Origin of the sequence: Miniimonas arenae (assembly GCF_006351005.1) — a bacterium.
Taxonomy (GTDB): Bacteria; Actinomycetota; Actinomycetes; order Actinomycetales; family Beutenbergiaceae; genus Miniimonas; species Miniimonas arenae.
The window spans coordinates 38,693-54,886 of record NZ_VENP01000009.1 but is presented as its reverse complement, the minus strand read 5'-3'; the positions used below and the strand labels follow the sequence as shown (position 1 = coordinate 54,886).

The following is a 16,194-nucleotide window of genomic DNA, read 5'->3' as shown; positions in this document are numbered from 1 at the left end:
CCACCCGGGGCCAGCCGCGCGCCCCGTCCGCGAGCCGCGCGTCCGGGGCGTCCGCGCGCCCATGATCGGCGCGTCCGGCGTCCGCGGGACCGCTACCCGGGCGCCCACCGTCCGGCCGCAGGCCGCCGGGCCGCGGCGCGTCCGGGCCGCCGGGCCGCCCGACCGGGCGCACCGCCCGTGCGCTCCCCGTCCTGCCGACGCGCGCCGTGCCCCCCGTGATCCCCGACGGCCCGGTCATGGCAGCGCCCCGCGGACGAGGCCGGGCAGGGAAGCGAGGTCGCCGCACCGCGCGAGAGTCTGGTGCCCGTCGGTGGCGACCTCGACCTCGGCGCCCACGTCGCACGAGACGGCGACGACGACGGCGTCCACCGGCAGCGCGTTCAGCGCCGCCCGGACCTGCGCGGCGCGCGTGCGCGCCCCCATCACGAGCACGACCATCGACGCGTCCGGGACCTCCCGGGCCACCCACGCCGTGGCGGCCGCGACGTCGAACCCGTCCGACGTCGCCTCGACGGCGGAGAACGCGTCGAGCGCGGCCACGGACGTCGCCACCGGGATCGCACGCCCCGCGTGGGCGATGACGTCGCGCTCCTCGCGGACCGCCTGGACCACCCACGACGCCGCGACGGAGACCGCGAGCTCGAGGTCCTCCTCACCCGCGTACCCGGCCGACCCGGTCGCGAGCACGACGGCGGTGCGGGTGCGCCGCACGTCCTCGTCCTGACGCACCATCACCTGGCCGAGCCGCGCCGTCGAGCGCCAGTGGATGCGCCGGACGTCGTCACCGGGGACGTACTCGCGCAGCGCGTGGAACTCGAGGCTGACCTCCGCGAGCGACGGCGTGGCGCCGCCCTCGAGGTCGCGCAGCAGGCCGCTCGCGGTCTGGCCGAGCGCGATCGTGCGCGGGTGCACGATGACCTCGATCGGGGGTGTCCAGGTCCGTCGGCGACGCACGAGCCCGGCGGCGTCGGAGCGCACCGTCGCGGCCGGCCCCACCGTGAGCACGGCGCGCCGCGTGGTCGGGATCCGGAACACGTTCTCGTCGACCGCACCGGGGCCGAGCGCGGGCACGGGGAACGTCGCCAGGCTGCCGCCGACGGGCAGCTCCAGCTGCGCGGGCAGCAGCCGGCGCCGCGCGGCGTTGCGCACGAGCACCCGGCCCAGCACGCGCTCGCCCTGGGTGACGCGTCGAGCGGCCAGGTCCAGCTCGACGTCGTACGTCGACGCGCCCCACGCCTGGACGCCCGCGACGAGCAGCGCGACGAGCGCGAAGGCGCCGAGCGCCAGCAGCTCGGCCCAGTCCGCGAGCAGCCCGGCGACCAGCGCCGCGACCCCGACGACGAGCACGCTCCAGCCGATCGGCGTGACCGAGCCGCCCCCCGCGCGGATGCGCGCGAGCCGCGCGAGCCACGCGGGCGTCGCCCGGCGTGGTGCGGGCGCGCCCGGTCGACGGTGCGCGCGCCTCCCGCCGGCCATCTCAGAGGCCCGGGTTGGGGGGCGGCTGCGCGGCCAGGACGTCCGCGACGACCTGCTCGGCGTCGGTGCCGGTGAGCTCGGCGTCGGGATCCAGCACGAGGCGGTGGGAGAGCACCGGGAGGGCGAGTTCCTTGACGTCGTCGGGCACCACGTAGTTGCGCCCCTGCGAGGCCGCCCACACCTTGGCGAGCCGCACGAGCGCGAGCCCGCCGCGCACCGAGGAGCCGAGCCGGCAGCGCGGGTCCGCGCGGGTCGCCTCGACGAGGCCGTTGGCGTAGCGCAGCACCGCCCGGTCCACGTAGACGGTCGACGCCGCACGCGACATGGCGGCGACGTCCGCCGTGCCGACCACGGGGGTGAGCCGCGAGGTGCGGTCGCGCTCGGCCGAGCCGGCGAGGATGTCCAGGGCGGCCTCGGTGTCGGGGTAGCCGAGCGAGAGCTTGACGAGGAACCGGTCGAGCTGAGCCTCCGGCAGGCGGTACGTGCCGGCCTGCTCGATGGGGTTCTGGGTCGCGATGACCATGAAGACGTCGGGCACGGGGTGGGTCACGCCGTCGACCGTGATGTGGCCCTCCTCCATCACCTCCAGCAGCGCGGACTGCGTCTTCGGGGACGCGCGGTTGATCTCGTCCGCGAGCACGATCGACGCGAACACCGGACCGCGGTGGAACTCGAACGTGCCGTGCGCCTGGTCGTACACCGACACGCCCGTGACGTCGGAGGGCAGCAGGTCGGGGGTGAACTGGACCCGGCTCGTGCTCCCGTCGACCGACGCCGCGAGCGCCCGTGCGAGGGACGTCTTGCCCGTTCCGGGGGCGTCCTCGAGCAGGACGTGACCCCGCGCGAGGAGCGCGCCGACCACGAGGCGCACCGCGTGCTCCTTGCCCAGGAGGGCGTGGCCGACGTTGAGCACCATCGAGTCGAAGGTCGCCGCGAACGCGGTGGCCTCCTGCTCGGGCATGGGGGGCGTGGTCACCGGGCGTCCTCCTGGACTGTCTGCGCTGCGTGCGCTGCGTGCTCTGAGTGCTCTGAGTGCGGTGCGTGTGCTGCGGGCTGGGTCGGCGGTCGCCGGCCGCGCGTGCTCATGGTGTCGCACTCGCGGTCGGGGTCGCCTCGGGCGTCGGCTCCGGCACGCGCACGGTGACCTCGGCCGGCGCCGAGGCGCCCTGGGCGTTCTCGACGACGACGCGCACCACGTGGTCACCGGGCGTGAGCGGCAGCAGCGAGGTCCACGTGAGGTCCCCGACGCCGACGACGCCGCGGTCGCCGTCGAGGCGCACCTCGGTCCCCGTGATCCCCGACCCGCCGTCGTTGACCCGCCAGGTCGCGGTGACCCGGCCGTTCGAGCCGAGCTCCGCCCGCAGCTCGTAGACCTGCGGCCGGGTCACGGCCGTGACGGGGCCGGCGCTCGCCGCGGGCCCGGTGGCACCGACCGAGCTGATCGCCGTCACCGACGCGGTGACCTGCGTCCCGCCCGCGAGGGAGCCGATCGTGTACGAGGTCCCGGCCACCTCCGTGCTGCGCGCGACGCCCGACTGGACCCAGTCGAGCCGGTAGCGGTCCACCGTGATGCCCTGGCCACCGGCGTCGCCGGGCGGGGTCCACGAGACGGTGACCGACCCCTGGCCGGGCTCGGCGCCGCCGCCGACGTCGAGCCGCACGCCGCCGGGCGCGCCGGGCGCCGTCCACACGCGCGCCGTCGCCGGCGGACCCCACGCCGACCAGCCCACACCGTTCTGGGCGCGCACCCGGATCTGGTAGGTCGCTCCGAGCTGGGCGCCGGCCATCGACCACGACGTCGAGGCCGCCGTCGCGTTCTGCGTGCCCCCGGGTCCGGTGACCTCCACCTCGTAGAGCGTGACCGCGTCGCCGTTGCCGTTCGCGGCCGGCCACGACGCCTGGAGCGCCGTGCTGCCGTCCGGGCGGTACTCGTTCGGCACCGTCGGCAGGCCGGGCGGGAGCGGCACGCCGGCCGGGATCCCGCGAGCGGGCGCGCTCACCGGCCCGGGGCCCTTGGCGTTCACGGCCTGCACGGTGGCGGTGTACTCGGTGCCGTTGGCGAGTCCGTCGATCGTGCGCGAGAGCAGGGTGCCGGCCACCTCGACGCGGATGCCGCCGGGCTCGAGCTGGACCACGTAGGAGCTCACCGGCGACCCGCGCGTGACGGCGGCGGCCCAGCTCACGGTCAGCGCGCCGTCGCCCCGCACCACCTGAACCGACGCGGGCGCGTCCGGGATGACGTCGGGGCGCACCGGGGCGGACGGCGCCCCCGGCGGGGACGCGCCGACCTCGTTGAGCGCGATCACGGTGAAGGTGTAGTCGGTGTTGTTGACGAGCCCGGTGATCTGGCACACCGTGCTGGGGCAGGCGGTGACCGTCCCGCCCGGCTGCGTGGTGACCTGGTACTCGTAGATCGGCGAGCCGTTCATGGCCGGCGGCGACCACGTGAGGTCCACGACCGTGTCGCCGGGCACCGCGCTCGGAGCCGGCGGCGGGTCGGGCGGGCCGACCACCGTGACCGTGAGCGTCCCCTCGGCGATCCGGGCCGCGTCCCCCGTCGCGTCCATCGCCTGGAAGCGGATCGTCATCACCTGCGCGCGGCCGGCCTCGGGGGTCACGACGACGGACTCCCCGCTCGTGGCCACGTCGCCGCTCCCGGCGACGAGGGTCGCGCCGACCAGGCGCAGCGGGGTCTCGGGGAAGGGGTTGTAGGCGCCGGCGAGCACGTCGACCGAGCGCGACTGGCCCGCCCGGGCGTCCGGGACGGACCGGTCCAGGACGCGCGGCAGCGGATGCCGCGTCGGCACCACCCGCAGCTCGACCCGGGCCAGCACGGGCTCGCTGCCGCCGTAGGAGACGGCCAGCCCGACCGAGCCGCGCGTGCCGACCGGCGCGTCGGCGGCGGCCGAGGCGGTGAGGCGCGACCCGGTGAGGGTGACGTCGAAGCCCAGCGGGGTCTCGCCGTCGAGCGCGTAGGAGTAGCGCTGCGGCGTCCCCGTGCCGTCGGCGACGGAGGAGGTCAGGTTGAGCAGGTCGACGGAGACGGCCGCGTCGCCGGCACCCACCTCGAGCGTCGTCGCGGTGAACGTGGGCGGGTAGGCCTCGGCCGCGAGCACCGTGACGGGGAACGTGAGGAGCGAGACGCGGGTGGTGGGATCGTCCAGCGGTCCGTCCGCGACCTCGGCCGACACGGACGCCGGACCCGCGTAGCCCGCCTGGGGCGTGAACGTGAGGGTGTCGGCGTCGACGACCAGCGCCGCGCCCGGCTCGGCGCGGGTGGCCTGCACCGTCGTGGAGTCGGCGACCTGCGGCTCCTTGCCGGGCGCGACGCGGACCTGGTCGGACAGGTCGAACGTCAGCGTCTCCCCCGACACCACCGACAGCGCCGGCGCCCGCGAGCGCAGCACCGGCGGGAAGTCGCCGAGCGCGGGCACCGTGATGAACGCGATGCCGGCGGTGTCCGGAGCGCTCGCGCTGGTGAGCAGGTACGGCACGGTGCGCGTCGTCGGGCCCAGCGTGACGACGACGTCGCCGTTCCCGGCGACCCGCGCGACGCCGTCGTACCCGGCCGGGAGCGACACGGTGAGATCCGAGACGGGGCCGGAGGGGTTGCGGGCCACGCTCAGCACGTCGACGTCCGCCTCGGTGAGGCCGATGGTGTCCGCGGGTCGCACCACGACGTCGGCCGCGACCGGCGGCAGGAGCGCCGCGTCAGCACGGACCTCGACGACGAGCAGCGCCTGCGCGAAGCCACCGGTCGCGGTGGTGACGGTGTACAGGACGTTGACCACCCCCTCGGCCGAGCCGGCGACGACGTCGATCGCCCCGTCCTGGACCGTCGCGGTGATCCCGTCCCCGTCCGGCTCGAGGGCGTCGCCCAGGACGAGCGCCTCGCCCGAGGCGTCGGAGTCGTTCTCGAGCACCGGGACCCGCACGGTCTGGCCCGGGCGGAGCGAGACGAGGTCGTCGACGGCCGTGACGGTGTTCGTCGGGTCGGGCCGCGGCACCACGGCCACCCGGATCTGCGCCCGGGCGCGCTGCCCGGTCCAGTCCTCGACGGCGTACTGGAACGTGTCGGTGCCCGTCTCCCCCGGCAGCGCCTCGTACTCCAGCCAGGTGCTGCCGACGTCGGTAATCCGCCCGAGCGTCGGCGCCGTCGCCGGACCCTGCAGCATCACGCCGTCGCCGTCCTCGTCAATCCCCACGAGCGGCACGTCGATGCGCACGCTCTCGCCCGCGAACACCCGCACCTCGAGGTCGCGCGGACGCGCGGGCGCCTTGGCGTCGGCGTCCGCCCCGTGCACCGAGAGCTGCACGCGCGCACCGACCCGGTTGCCGCTCGCGTCGACGACCTCGACCTTGCCCTGGTAGGTGCCGGGCTCCTCCGGCGCCTGGTAGCGCACGACGTCGCCCGTCACGTAGAGCGTGCCCGCCGCCGGCTGCTCGACGATCTGCGGCACGAGACTGAGCGCCTCCCCGTCGGGGTCGCGGGCGCCGTCGAGCACGCGCAGCGTGACCACGCCGCCGGTGCGCACGTCCGCGGCGGTGTCGTCAACCACGGGCGGCCCGACCTGGGCAGGCGCCGGGAGGGGCACGACGGCGATCGTCCCCGTCGTCGCCGTCACCCCGTCGGTCAGGGTGTAGGTGAGCTCGACCGGCTTGTCGAAGGACCGCATCCGGCGCACCGTGACGAGCTGGTGGTCGTGCACGGAGGCCTCGACCACGCCGTCGGACGGGCCGGTGACGTCGAGGACGAACCCGGGGACGCCGGGTGGCAGCACGTCGTTGGCGAGCGGGTCGAGCGTGCCCTCGCCGGTGGCCGGCAGGTAGAGCACGTCGCGGGTCGCGACGAGGGCCGACGGCGCGTCCTCCTGCGCGACGACGTCGATCCGCGCGAGCCCGCGCGCCTCCTGGCCGGCGGAGACCACGACGAACGGCACGACGTAGCTGCCGGGCGCCTGCGCCGTCACGGTGAACGTGCCCGCGGCGAGGTCGGCGTCGACGGTGAGGCCCGCCGTCGTGCCCACGCTCGCGAGCCGCGCGGGCTCGGCACCGCGCGACAGCACGGCCCCGAGCGGGTCGAGCGTGACTGGGGTGCCCGCCACGGTGGCGGCGTGCACCGGGCCGAGGCGCGGGGGCGCGGACGCGGCGGCGACGACGTCGACGGCGAGCGTCGCCTCGACGGGCGTCGCGCCGTCGCTGACCATCGCGGTCACCGTCTGGCGACCGAGGGCCGAGCCCTGGGGGCGCACCGTGAGCAGACCGTCGGGGTCGATCGAGACGTTCGCGTCGCCGTCGGACGTCGCGCTCAGGAGCTGCAGGTCGTCGCCGTCCGGGTCGAGGAGGTCACCGAGCAGGTCGTAGCGCGCCTCGCCGCCCTGCTCCACGGTGAGCGTCTCGGTGCGCACCTGGACGGGCGCGCCCTGCTCGTCGGGCCCGCGGACGGTCACGGTGACTTCCGCCTCGGCGGGCGTGGTCGTGGCGCGGCCGTCGCTCACGGTGTAGCGGAAGGTCTGCTGCCCGGTCGCGCCGGGCGCGAGGGTGACCTGAAGGGCCCGGCCGTCGTACACGGGCACGACGGTGCCGAAGTCCTCGGGCAGCACCGTGAGGCTCGCGACGGCGAGCACGCCGCACGCGCGCGAGGAGTCGTTGTCCAGCACCGGCAGGATCGCGGTGGCGCCGGCCCGCACGCCGAACTGGTCGGCGGTCGCGAGCGGGTCGGACTCCTCCTCGGTGCAGGCGGTGCGCTCGTTCGTGACGACCTGCTCCTGCTCCTCGTTCACCTGCCCGGAGTCGGAGTCGAGCACGGTGTCCCACGCGGGCTCGCGCCGCTCGGACGACTCCTGCGGGACCCAGAGGAAGCCGCCGGTCGCGTCGTTGAGCACGACGCGACCGCGGTTGACCCGGAACACGGGCGCGACCTGCGGGTCCATCCCGTCCAGGTCGCTCACCGCGGGTCCGTCGCCGCAGTCGACGGCGTAGCTCCCGGTCGCGGACGCCCACGCCGCGTGCAGGCACGCACCCACCCGCACCGGGACGGCGGGCGTGCCGGAGCCGCCGGTCGGGGTCTCGGTGACGTCCCCGCCGGAGAGGTCCACCTGGACGAGGGACGTGCGGGTGGCGAGCGCGACGACGTCGGCCGCGTCGCCGGAGCGCTGGAGCACGCCCGCCGCCGGCACCGGGACGGCGCCGTCCGGCGTGGACAGCACGGCGCCGTCGGTCGCGACGAGGTCCTCCCCCACGACGGTCGCGGTGCTCCACGACCCACCGGGGGCCCGGTCACGGTCCCGGACGTGGCTGGTGACGACCTCCTCGCCGTCGACGTGCGCCTCGACCTCCTCGCCGTCGGCCGTGAGGCCGCGCGCCACGCCGTCGACACCGAGCGCCACGGCGCCGCCGAGCCCGACGGTGAGGTCGGGCTCGTCGGCGTCGACCCGGAGCGTCGCGAGCGTCTCCAGCGGACGCAGCCACGCGTTGCCGGTGGAGGGGTCGGTGACCAGGACCGTGCGGTCCTGCAGGTCGACCTCGGCGTCGGGCGGCACGTCGACGCGCGAGGTGGTCACGACCATCGTGGGGTCCACGACGCTGATCCGACCGGGCTCGAGGAGCAGCACGTCGGTGCCCTGCTGCAGCACGTCCAGGCGCGGGCTGGTGGCGAGCAGGCCGCCGGTGAGGGAGTCGATCGTGACGTTGTACCGGCCGAGGACGAGCCGGCTGCCGTTCGTGACCCACACCCCGCCGTCGTCCACCTGCACCTGGGTGGTCGTGAGGCCGGGGTAGGCGAGCGCGCCGACGGCGAGCAGCACCGGCACCGCCACGGCCGCGGTGCGCCGCGCGGCGCGCGGGTCGACAGGCCCGCTGCCACCGCGGTGCTGACCACGGTTGCCGGCCCGTCCCCGGCCCTGGCCCGCACGGGCGTCGCGCCCCGCGTCGGCCCGGCCGCCCGACCGGCCGCCCCGCGGGCGCACGGCGTCCCACCACCGGGCCAGCGGGCCGCGTCCCGGCGTCCCGTGCGCGGCGTCAGTCCTGGACACAGACGTTCCCCGGGTTCATCGAGGCGGCGCCGTCCGCGCGCACGATCACGACGTCGACGCACACCGGGGCACTCGCCTCGGCGGGCACGAGGGCGCGCGGCTCCGTGACGATCGTGCGCTCGCCGGTGGTGCCGGGGCCGCTGAGCGACCACGCGTAGGTGTCGCCCGTGCGCGGCGAGGGGTTCACCCACGTCACCTCGACGCCGCCGGGCACCCGGGTGGCCGTGAGGTCGGTGGGCGTCGGCGCGGTGGTGCCGAGCGCGAGCGTGGACGTCGCCTGGGCCGTGGGCGTGGGGTCGGCTCTGGAGCCCAGCCGGGAGAGCAGCCACACCGCGGCCACGGTGCCGACCAGCACGAGCACGACGGCGAGCATCACCCGGGCGCTTCGGCCCTCCCCCGCGCCGCGTCCGTCGCCGTGGCCTCCGCGCGGGTCCGCCTCCGGGACGTCCGCGATCTCGATCGGCCGGACCCGGGTGGGGTCCCAGGGCTGCAGCGGCCCGGCCTGCCGGGCCGCCTCGCCGGGGTTGATCGAGGTGCCGGTCTGGTCGACCCAGGCGGCGCCGCGCTGGGGGACCTCGGGCAGGTCGAGCTCGGTCACGGGCAGCGACAGCTCGAGCTCGACCTGCTGCAGCGCACGACCGAGGTCCGCGGCCGAGCGGTAGCGCGCGGCCGCGGGGCCGAGCGCGCGGTGCAGCACCGACTCGAGGCTCTGCGGCACGTCGGGTCGGCCGACCGGCGGCGGGTTGCCGCGCTCGATGCGCGCCATGAGCTCGTACGGGTCGTTGTCCGCGCCGGGCACCTCGAACGGCGAGCGCTGCGCGAGCAGGGCGTAGAGCGTCGCGCCGAGGGAGTAGATGTCCGAGCGCTCGTCGGCGGTGCCGCGCACGAGCACCTCGGGCGCCGCCCAGGGCACGGAGACGCCCGCGGCCGAGCCCGCCCCGACGGCGCCGGCGATCCCGAAGTCCGCGAGCGCGGGCCAGCCGAAGTCGGTCACGAGCACGTTGGCGGGCTTGATGTCGCGGTGCAGCACGCCCGCGCGGTGCGCGGTCTCCACGGCCGACGCGAGCCGGATGCCGATCCGCAGCACCTCGGGCACGCCGAGTCGCTGGCGGCGGTACACCGAGCCGAGGCCCGGCCGCGCGCAGTACTCCATGACGATGTAGGGCCGCCCGTCGGCGGAGACCCCGGCCGAGTGCACGGTGACGATCGAGGGGTGGCGCGAGAGCTCGGCGAGGTAGTCGGCCTCGGCCTCGAGCGCGGCGGAGAGCGCCTCGGTGTCGGCCCCGCCCTCGGGTGCGGCGAGGACCTTGACGGCGACGACGCGGCGGGGCGAGCGCTGCTGGTAGGTGTAGACGTCGGCGTGCCCGCCGTGGCCCACGAGCGCCATCGGGGTGTACCCGTCGATCGCCGGCGGGCCCGACGTGCGGGCCGTCATGCCTGCACCTCGACGGTCAGGTGCACCCCGTCCCCGAGGTCGATCACGCTGCCGACGTCCACGGTGGTCGGGACGCCGGGGCGCGGGCGCACGGGCGGGCGGTAGCGGTGCTTGACCTGCAGGCCGTTCGTCGACTCCAGGTCGGTCACGAGGACGTTCCCGTCGACGACCTCGACCCGGGCGTGGGTGCGCGAGATGTCGCCGTTCGGGCTGGGCACGACGAGCAGGCGCGGCGGGGTCCGGCCAGGACCGGTCGCGGCGTGGTGAGGCGCCCGGCCCACGAGCACCGACCGGTCCAGCGGGACGCGCTCGCCGGTCACCAGGCGCAGTGCGAACTGGCGGGGCGCGAGCGAGGCCGGGTCGTAGGCGAGCGCGGGCAGGCCGGCGGCGAGCAGCGTGTCGTCGTCGGGGCCCTCCTCGGCGCCGGGCGCCGGCGCCGCGAAGGGCGAGGCGGGGTGCCCAGCCTGCCCTGACTGCCCGATCTGCTCGGGCTGCCCGGACTGCTCGGCTCGGGTCACCGCCGTCGCGACCCGGGTCCCCGGCATGGCGCCCGCGGCGTCGGCGGCGCCTGCCGCACCCTGGGCGGTGAGGACCAGGGGGAGCCCGTCGGTGCTCGGGGCCCGCTGCGACCGTCGGCCCTCGGGGCCCGTCACGGGGCCGGCCTCAGCGCCGGCTCCAGAGCCCGTCGCCGCACCGTCCAGCGCGCCGGCCCGCTTGCTGCGCCACGAGCCGGCGATCCGGCCGTCCGGTCGCGGGACCGGCGGACGCCCGCCTGTGCGGTCGGGCCGACCGTGCTGGTCACGGTCGACGAGGTCGCCGTCGCCGGTCGCGGCAGGGGCGACGGCGGGTGACGGGTCGGTCGCCGCCTCCGGCGTGACCTGCGGCTCCCGGCGACGGCTCGCATCGAGCTCGGAATCGGACGCGGCGGCCGGCGCGTGCGGCACGCGGACCGGCGCGGGCGTGGACAGCGGTGCGGGCCCCGGCGCGAAGACCGACGGCGAGCCGTGCCCCGGCGCGAGGGACGCCACCTCGGCGGCCTCCCGCCCCGCCGCGGACGGAGTCGGGCCGTCACCGGCAGCCGGTCCGAGCATCGCGCCCTGGGCGCGGACGACGCCCGCCACGAGCGGCAGGCCGGCCCCCGCGGCCGGCGCCGAACCGCCGTACAACGTCACCGTCGCGTGCACGGGGACCTGCCGCTCGAGCCAGGTGTCGGTCCCGCGACCGGTCAGCGTGACCATGTCCTCGCCGTCGCCCACGACGGCGCCGACGTCGCCGCGCAGGACGAGCGTGCGCTGGTCACCGTGCGCGACAGCGACGGCGAAGTCACCGACCGCGACGAAGCCGCGGGCGAGAATCGCGCCGAGGACGCCGGTGTGACGGGTGGCGGAGGCCGCGAGGTCCCAGATCTCGGCGACGAGCTCCTCGGGGGCGCGCGGAGTCAGGAGGGCGACCACGCCCCCCCGCGCGACCACGAAGCCGCTCCCCTGCAGGTACCGCACGGTGAATCGTAACCCGCGCCATCCCGGGCCCGAGGTCGGGCCTTCGCCGCGACACGGGCCGTCGCGAGGACGTGTCGGAGCCGGGCACGGGCGACGCCCGGGGACGGTCAGCCGGGCAGATCCGCGGTCGGGCCGCCGGGCAGGAGAGTGGCCAGGTCGTACCCGACGACCTCCTCCAGCTGGGCGTAGGTGCACGAGGACGGCTCCCGGTCGGGCCGCCAGCGCAGCAGCTGGGTGGTGTGCCGGAACCGGCTGCCCTCCATGTGGTCGTAGGACACCTCGAGCACGCGCTCCGGGCGCAGCGGGATGAACGACAGGTCCTTCGTGCCGGACCAGCGCGACTGCGCGCCCGGCCTGCGGCCCTCGGCCTGCGCGGCGGGGTCGGCCCAGTCGCCCCAGGGGTGCGCCGCGAGACCGGCCTCGTCGTCGGCGTGGACCACGAGGGGGGCGAGCTCCTCGACGAGCGCCGCACGTCGCGCCATCGGGAACGACGCCGACACCCCGACGAAGCACAGGGGGCCGCCCGCGTCGCCGTCGGACCGACTGCCGCCGCCGTCGTGCTCACCGCTGTGCTCGCCGTCGTACAGCCCGAGCAGCAGCGAGCCCACGAGCGGGCGCTCGGGGGTGGAGTCCTTGTGCTCGCGGTAGCCCGCGAGCACGACGTCGGCGGTGCGCGCGTGCTTGATCTTGAGCATCGTGCGCTTGCCCGGGGCGTAGGGCTCCCCGAGCGGCTTGGCGACCACGCCGTCCAGGCCCGCGCCCTCGAACTCGGCGAACCAGCGCCGCGCGACGTCGGCGTCGGTGGTGCGCGGCGTCGCGTGCACCCGCGGCCCGGTGAGGCGCAGGCCGTCGAGCACGTCGAGCCGCTCGCGCAGCGGACGGTCCACGAGCGCCTCGTCGCCCAGCGCGAGCACGTCGAAGACGACGAGCATCGCCGGGGCGTGCTCCGCGAGCATCCGGACGCGTGACGCGGCCGGGTGGATGCGCTGCCCGAGCAGCTCGAAGTCCAGGCGCGAACCGCGCGCGAGCACGATCTCGCCGTCGACCACGACGCGTGCCGGGAGCTCGGCGCGGACGGCGGCGACGACGTCGGGGAAGTACCGCGTCATGGAGCGGCCGCTGCGGGAGAGGATCTCCACGCCGTCGGACGCCGCGTCGGATCCCTCGGACCCGCCGTCGGCGCCGCTGGACGCGGCGTCCACGAGCACGATCGCGCGGAACCCGTCCCACTTCGGCTCGTAGGACCAGGGCCCGCCCGCGGCGTCGGCGTCGGGCACCTCGGGGACGGACCGCGCGAGCATCGGCGCGATCGGCGGGGACAGCGGCAGCACCATGTCAGTCCGACTCCACGCCGGCGTCCGGGTCATCGGTCAGCGCGACGCCGAGCTGCTCGGCCGCGGAGCCGAGCACCCGGGCCACGGCGAGCGTGTCGGCGAGCGGCATGACCGCGGACTCGGTGCGTCCCGCGCGCACGCAGCGCGCGACCTCGTCGAACTCGTAGGAGTAGCCCGCGCCCCGGTGCGGCGCGCCGATCTCCTCGGCGTCCTGCCCGTACCGGTGCAGCACGAGGCGGTCGGGGTGGTGGAACCGCGGCGGCAGGTCGAGCCAGCCGTCCGTGCCGTAGATCCGGGCGTCGCCGGGCGTGGGCGCGCGGAACGACGTCTGCAGCGTGGCGGTGCGGCCCTCGCCGAAGTCGACGAGCAGGCCGGCCTCGGCGTCGACCCCGGTGGGCAGCAGCGATCCCCGCGCGACCACCTCCTGCGGCTCCCCGAGCACCATCTGCGCGACGTTGACCACGTAGACGCCGAGGTCGAGCAGCGTCCCGCCGCCGAGTGCGAGGTCGAACAGCCGGTCGTCGGGGTGGAACTCGCGGCGCACGCCGAGGTCGGCGGCGACGGCGCGGACCTCGCCGATCGCGCCGTCGGCGATGAGCTCGCGGGCACGCACGACGGCGGGCAGGAACCTCGTCCACACGGCCTCCATCGCGAACACCTCGCTCGCGCGGGCCTCGGCGACCACCCGCTCGGCGCCCGGGAACGTGGCCGTGAACGCCTTCTCGACGAGCACCGCCTTGCGCGCCCGGATCGTCGCGATCGCCTGTGCGGCGTGCTGCGCGTGCGGGGTGGCGAGGTAGACGGCGTCGACGTCCGGGTCGGCGAGCAGCTCGCCGTAGGAGCCGTACGCCGTCGCGTCGGGGGCGTGCTCGGCGGTGAAGGACTGCGCCCGCTCGAGGCTGCGGCTCGCGACGGCGGCGAGCACGCCGTCGGCCACGTGCCGGAAGTCCTTCGCCACGTTGGTCGCGATCCGCCCCGGCCCGAGGATGCCCCAGCGCAGGGGCTGCTGTGCGCTCATGCGCCCATCCTGCCCCTGCCCCCCGACGCCGCGCCGGTGCGGTCCTGCTCAGGCGGCGAGGACCGCCGCGACGCGCGGGTGCACGACGACCTCGACCGGCCACGAGAGCGCCACCGTCGCGGACCACGCGTCGCCGCCGAACCGGCTCGGCAGCGCGACGGGGCCGCGCGCCACGAGGCGCCGCACCGCCGCACGCAGCGCAGCGCGCGCGCTCGGGTCGCGCACGAGCACGTGGGCGCGTCCCCCGGCCACCCCCGCAAGCACGACGGCGTCGCTCGCCGCCTCCGCCAGGCCCACCTCCGCGGGGTCCAGCTCCGCGCCGACCCGCACGTCGCGGACCAGCCGCAGCACGCGTGCGGCGACCGGAGCGGCGCCGTGACCCGTCAGCCAGACGGACGCGACGCCGTCGCGCACGGCCTCCTGGACGGCGGCGACGACGCGGTGGAAGGGCTCGGAGGCGTCGATCTCGACGGTCGACGGATCCGGCGACAGAGCGGGCACGGGCGCAGGGGCGGCGAGCGCCGCGGGACGCGGCGCGGAGGACGGAAGGGTACTGACGAGGGTCACGGGAGGCTCCGGCGAGGGGACGAGTCGGGGGTCGCGGCGCCCGGACTCGCTTCGCCGGAACTACCGCACGAACGCGAGGCCGGGCCGGGGCATACACCCCGGCATCGGCGGGCAGCACGCGGCGGGCGGCATCGCCGCTGCGCTCGGGTGCTGGGTGCTCGTCACGGGAAGGACGCTAGCGGCCAGCGGGAGGGGCGATCGGGACCTTCGGGGTCGTCTCACATGTCGGACGCGTCGCCGTCGCAGACAGGTCGCCGTCCGAAGACAGCACGAGGCCCCCGGACCGATCGGTCCGGGGGCCTCGCAGCTGTCGTCCTCCCAGCGGCGCAGGAGGGGACGGTGGTGCAGCCGCGCGCTGCCGCGCGGGGTCTCTGTGCCTTGCTCGGCCTCGCTCCGGGACTCAGGCCTTGGCGTAGGTGAGGCAGTTGGCGGTGCCGCCGCCGGGGCCGATGCGCACGGCCTCCGCGGTGCACTCCAGGTTCGCGTTGTGGATGCAGTCTGTGCGCTGGCAGGCGCCGACCTGGGCGACGACGCGGTCGAGGCCGCCGCGGGTGCCGATGTCGATGAACGTGGCGCAGTCGGCGTCGCGGTCGACGGTGACGGCGAAGGCGGTACAGCCGTCGTGGTTGTAGGAGCAGCCGGCCACGGCGCACTCGACGACGTGGGGCATCTCGTTGATCGTGGACATGGTGTTCCTCTTCCGTCCGACGCGTGTCGGAATTGGCATGACCATAAACCCGGCATCCGCAATATCGCAACGTTGGTAAGGCATGCCTTTGCGCAGGTCAGAGGTCTAATGGAGGTACTCGGCTGGCTATTTACGGCACGGCATCCGCACCGATTCCGATGCGTCACTCACGTGTGTCGTAATTCGATCGCAGCTGGCCGTGCGGGGTGAGCGACCGGGCGAAGGTTGCGGACCGCCGCGTCCGGTGCACCCACGCCGCAGCACCCTGCGCGCTGCCGCCGCGCCCCACGTGGACACCGCGAGCGCCGCGTCCACCCACGCCGCGCCCCACCACCCCCCAGCCGCGCGACGCCTACGCTGCGGCCGTGGAAGGACAGCTGCCGGACCGCGCCGGCGTCACGGAGTCGGCGGGCGTGGCCGGCTGGGCCCCCACCGGCCGCGCCGTGATCGCGGGCGTCACCGTGGTGTGGGCGCCGACCGCCGCCGTCGACCCGGTCCGCTCGAGCGCATACTCCTGGCTCACCGCGTCCGAGCGAGCCAGACTCGAGGGGATCTCCGACGTCGCGGCCGACGAGACGCTGCTCGGTCGCTACCTGGTCCGGGTGCTCGCCGCCGAGGCGATGGAGTGCGCAGCGGACGCCGTCGTCATCACGGCGACGTGCCCGGCCTGCGGTCGCGAGCACGGCCGGCCGCAGGTCGTGGTGCCGCTCGCCGGCCTGCGGGCGCACCCGACCTTCCCCGCGCCCGAGGTGAGCGTGGCGCACGCCGGTGGGCTCGTCGTCGCCGCCTGCTCCCCCACCGCGCGCGGCCCCGTCGACGGCAACACCACCGACAGCTCGCGGCCGCGGGCGATCGGTGTCGACACCGAACCCGCCCCGCCCGACGCCACCCGCCACGAGGTCGCGACGCTGCGCGCCTGGACGCAGCGCGAGGCGGTCGCCAAGGCCGAGGGCACGGGGATCGTCGTCGAGCACGGGCCCGGCGTCGTCGCCCGCTACGTGCTGCACGACGTGCCGACGCCCGGCGCGGTGACGAGCCTCGCCGTCGCCGGCGCGGGGTCGACCAGCCCAGCGTGATGCCGACTGCGGGGCAGCCGTGGCCAGGTCGCGCCGGCATGGTCCGTGACGCCACAGCGACTGTCCG

The 16,194-nt window shown here is 76.4% G+C and carries 10 protein-coding genes; 1 reads left to right on the top strand and 9 read right to left on the bottom strand.

Annotated elements, in window-relative coordinates:
- Window positions 1–234: 234 nt before the first annotated feature.
- The 9 genes from FH969_RS04095 to FH969_RS04055 form a co-directional block, all read right to left on the bottom strand.
- Window positions 235–1,476, bottom strand: a complete 1,242-nt coding sequence (locus tag FH969_RS04095; protein WP_139986237.1) for a DUF58 domain-containing protein — start codon at window positions 1,474–1,476, stop codon at window positions 235–237.
- 1 nt (window position 1,477) lies between these two features.
- A complete protein-coding gene (locus FH969_RS04090; RefSeq protein ID WP_108718428.1) occupies window positions 1,478–2,437 on the bottom strand; it encodes an AAA family ATPase in 960 nt (319 codons plus the stop codon).
- Between the two features lie 121 nt (window positions 2,438–2,558).
- Window positions 2,559–8,510, bottom strand: coding sequence for a fibronectin type III domain-containing protein (locus tag FH969_RS04085; RefSeq protein ID WP_139986236.1), 5,952 nt, complete (start codon window positions 8,508–8,510; stop codon window positions 2,559–2,561).
- On the bottom strand, window positions 8,497–9,945 hold the full coding sequence (locus FH969_RS04080; protein ID WP_139986235.1) for a serine/threonine-protein kinase: 1,449 nt from the start codon (window positions 9,943–9,945) through the stop codon (window positions 8,497–8,499). The genes FH969_RS04085 and FH969_RS04080 overlap by 14 nt, the downstream gene beginning before the upstream one ends.
- Entirely contained in the window at window positions 9,942–11,444 is a 1,503-nt protein-coding gene (locus FH969_RS04075) for an FHA domain-containing protein (RefSeq protein ID WP_139986234.1), read from the bottom strand. Before FH969_RS04075 ends, FH969_RS04080 begins: the two co-directional genes overlap by 4 nt.
- Before the next feature lie 107 nt (window positions 11,445–11,551).
- Window positions 11,552–12,778, bottom strand: coding sequence for an ATP-dependent DNA ligase (locus FH969_RS04070; RefSeq protein WP_139986233.1), 1,227 nt, complete (start codon window positions 12,776–12,778; stop codon window positions 11,552–11,554).
- Window position 12,779: 1 nt separating this feature from the next.
- The gene (locus FH969_RS04065) at window positions 12,780–13,796 is read right to left on the bottom strand and encodes a Gfo/Idh/MocA family protein (RefSeq protein ID WP_139986232.1); all 1,017 of its coding nucleotides are present in this window, start codon (window positions 13,794–13,796) and stop codon (window positions 12,780–12,782) included.
- Window positions 13,797–13,844: 48 nt separating this feature from the next.
- Entirely contained in the window at window positions 13,845–14,363 is a 519-nt protein-coding gene (locus FH969_RS04060; RefSeq protein ID WP_108718434.1) for a hypothetical protein, read from the bottom strand.
- A gap of 400 nt (window positions 14,364–14,763) precedes the next feature.
- The gene (locus FH969_RS04055) at window positions 14,764–15,051 is read right to left on the bottom strand and encodes a DUF1540 domain-containing protein (protein WP_108718435.1); all 288 of its coding nucleotides are present in this window, start codon (window positions 15,049–15,051) and stop codon (window positions 14,764–14,766) included.
- A gap of 365 nt (window positions 15,052–15,416) precedes the next feature.
- On the opposite strand from FH969_RS04055, the gene FH969_RS04050 reads away from it, so the two are divergent.
- Window positions 15,417–16,127 (top strand): 4'-phosphopantetheinyl transferase family protein, encoded by a 711-nt coding sequence (locus tag FH969_RS04050; protein WP_139986231.1) that lies wholly within the window; start codon window positions 15,417–15,419, stop codon window positions 16,125–16,127.
- The last annotated feature ends 67 nt before the right edge of the window (window positions 16,128–16,194 follow it).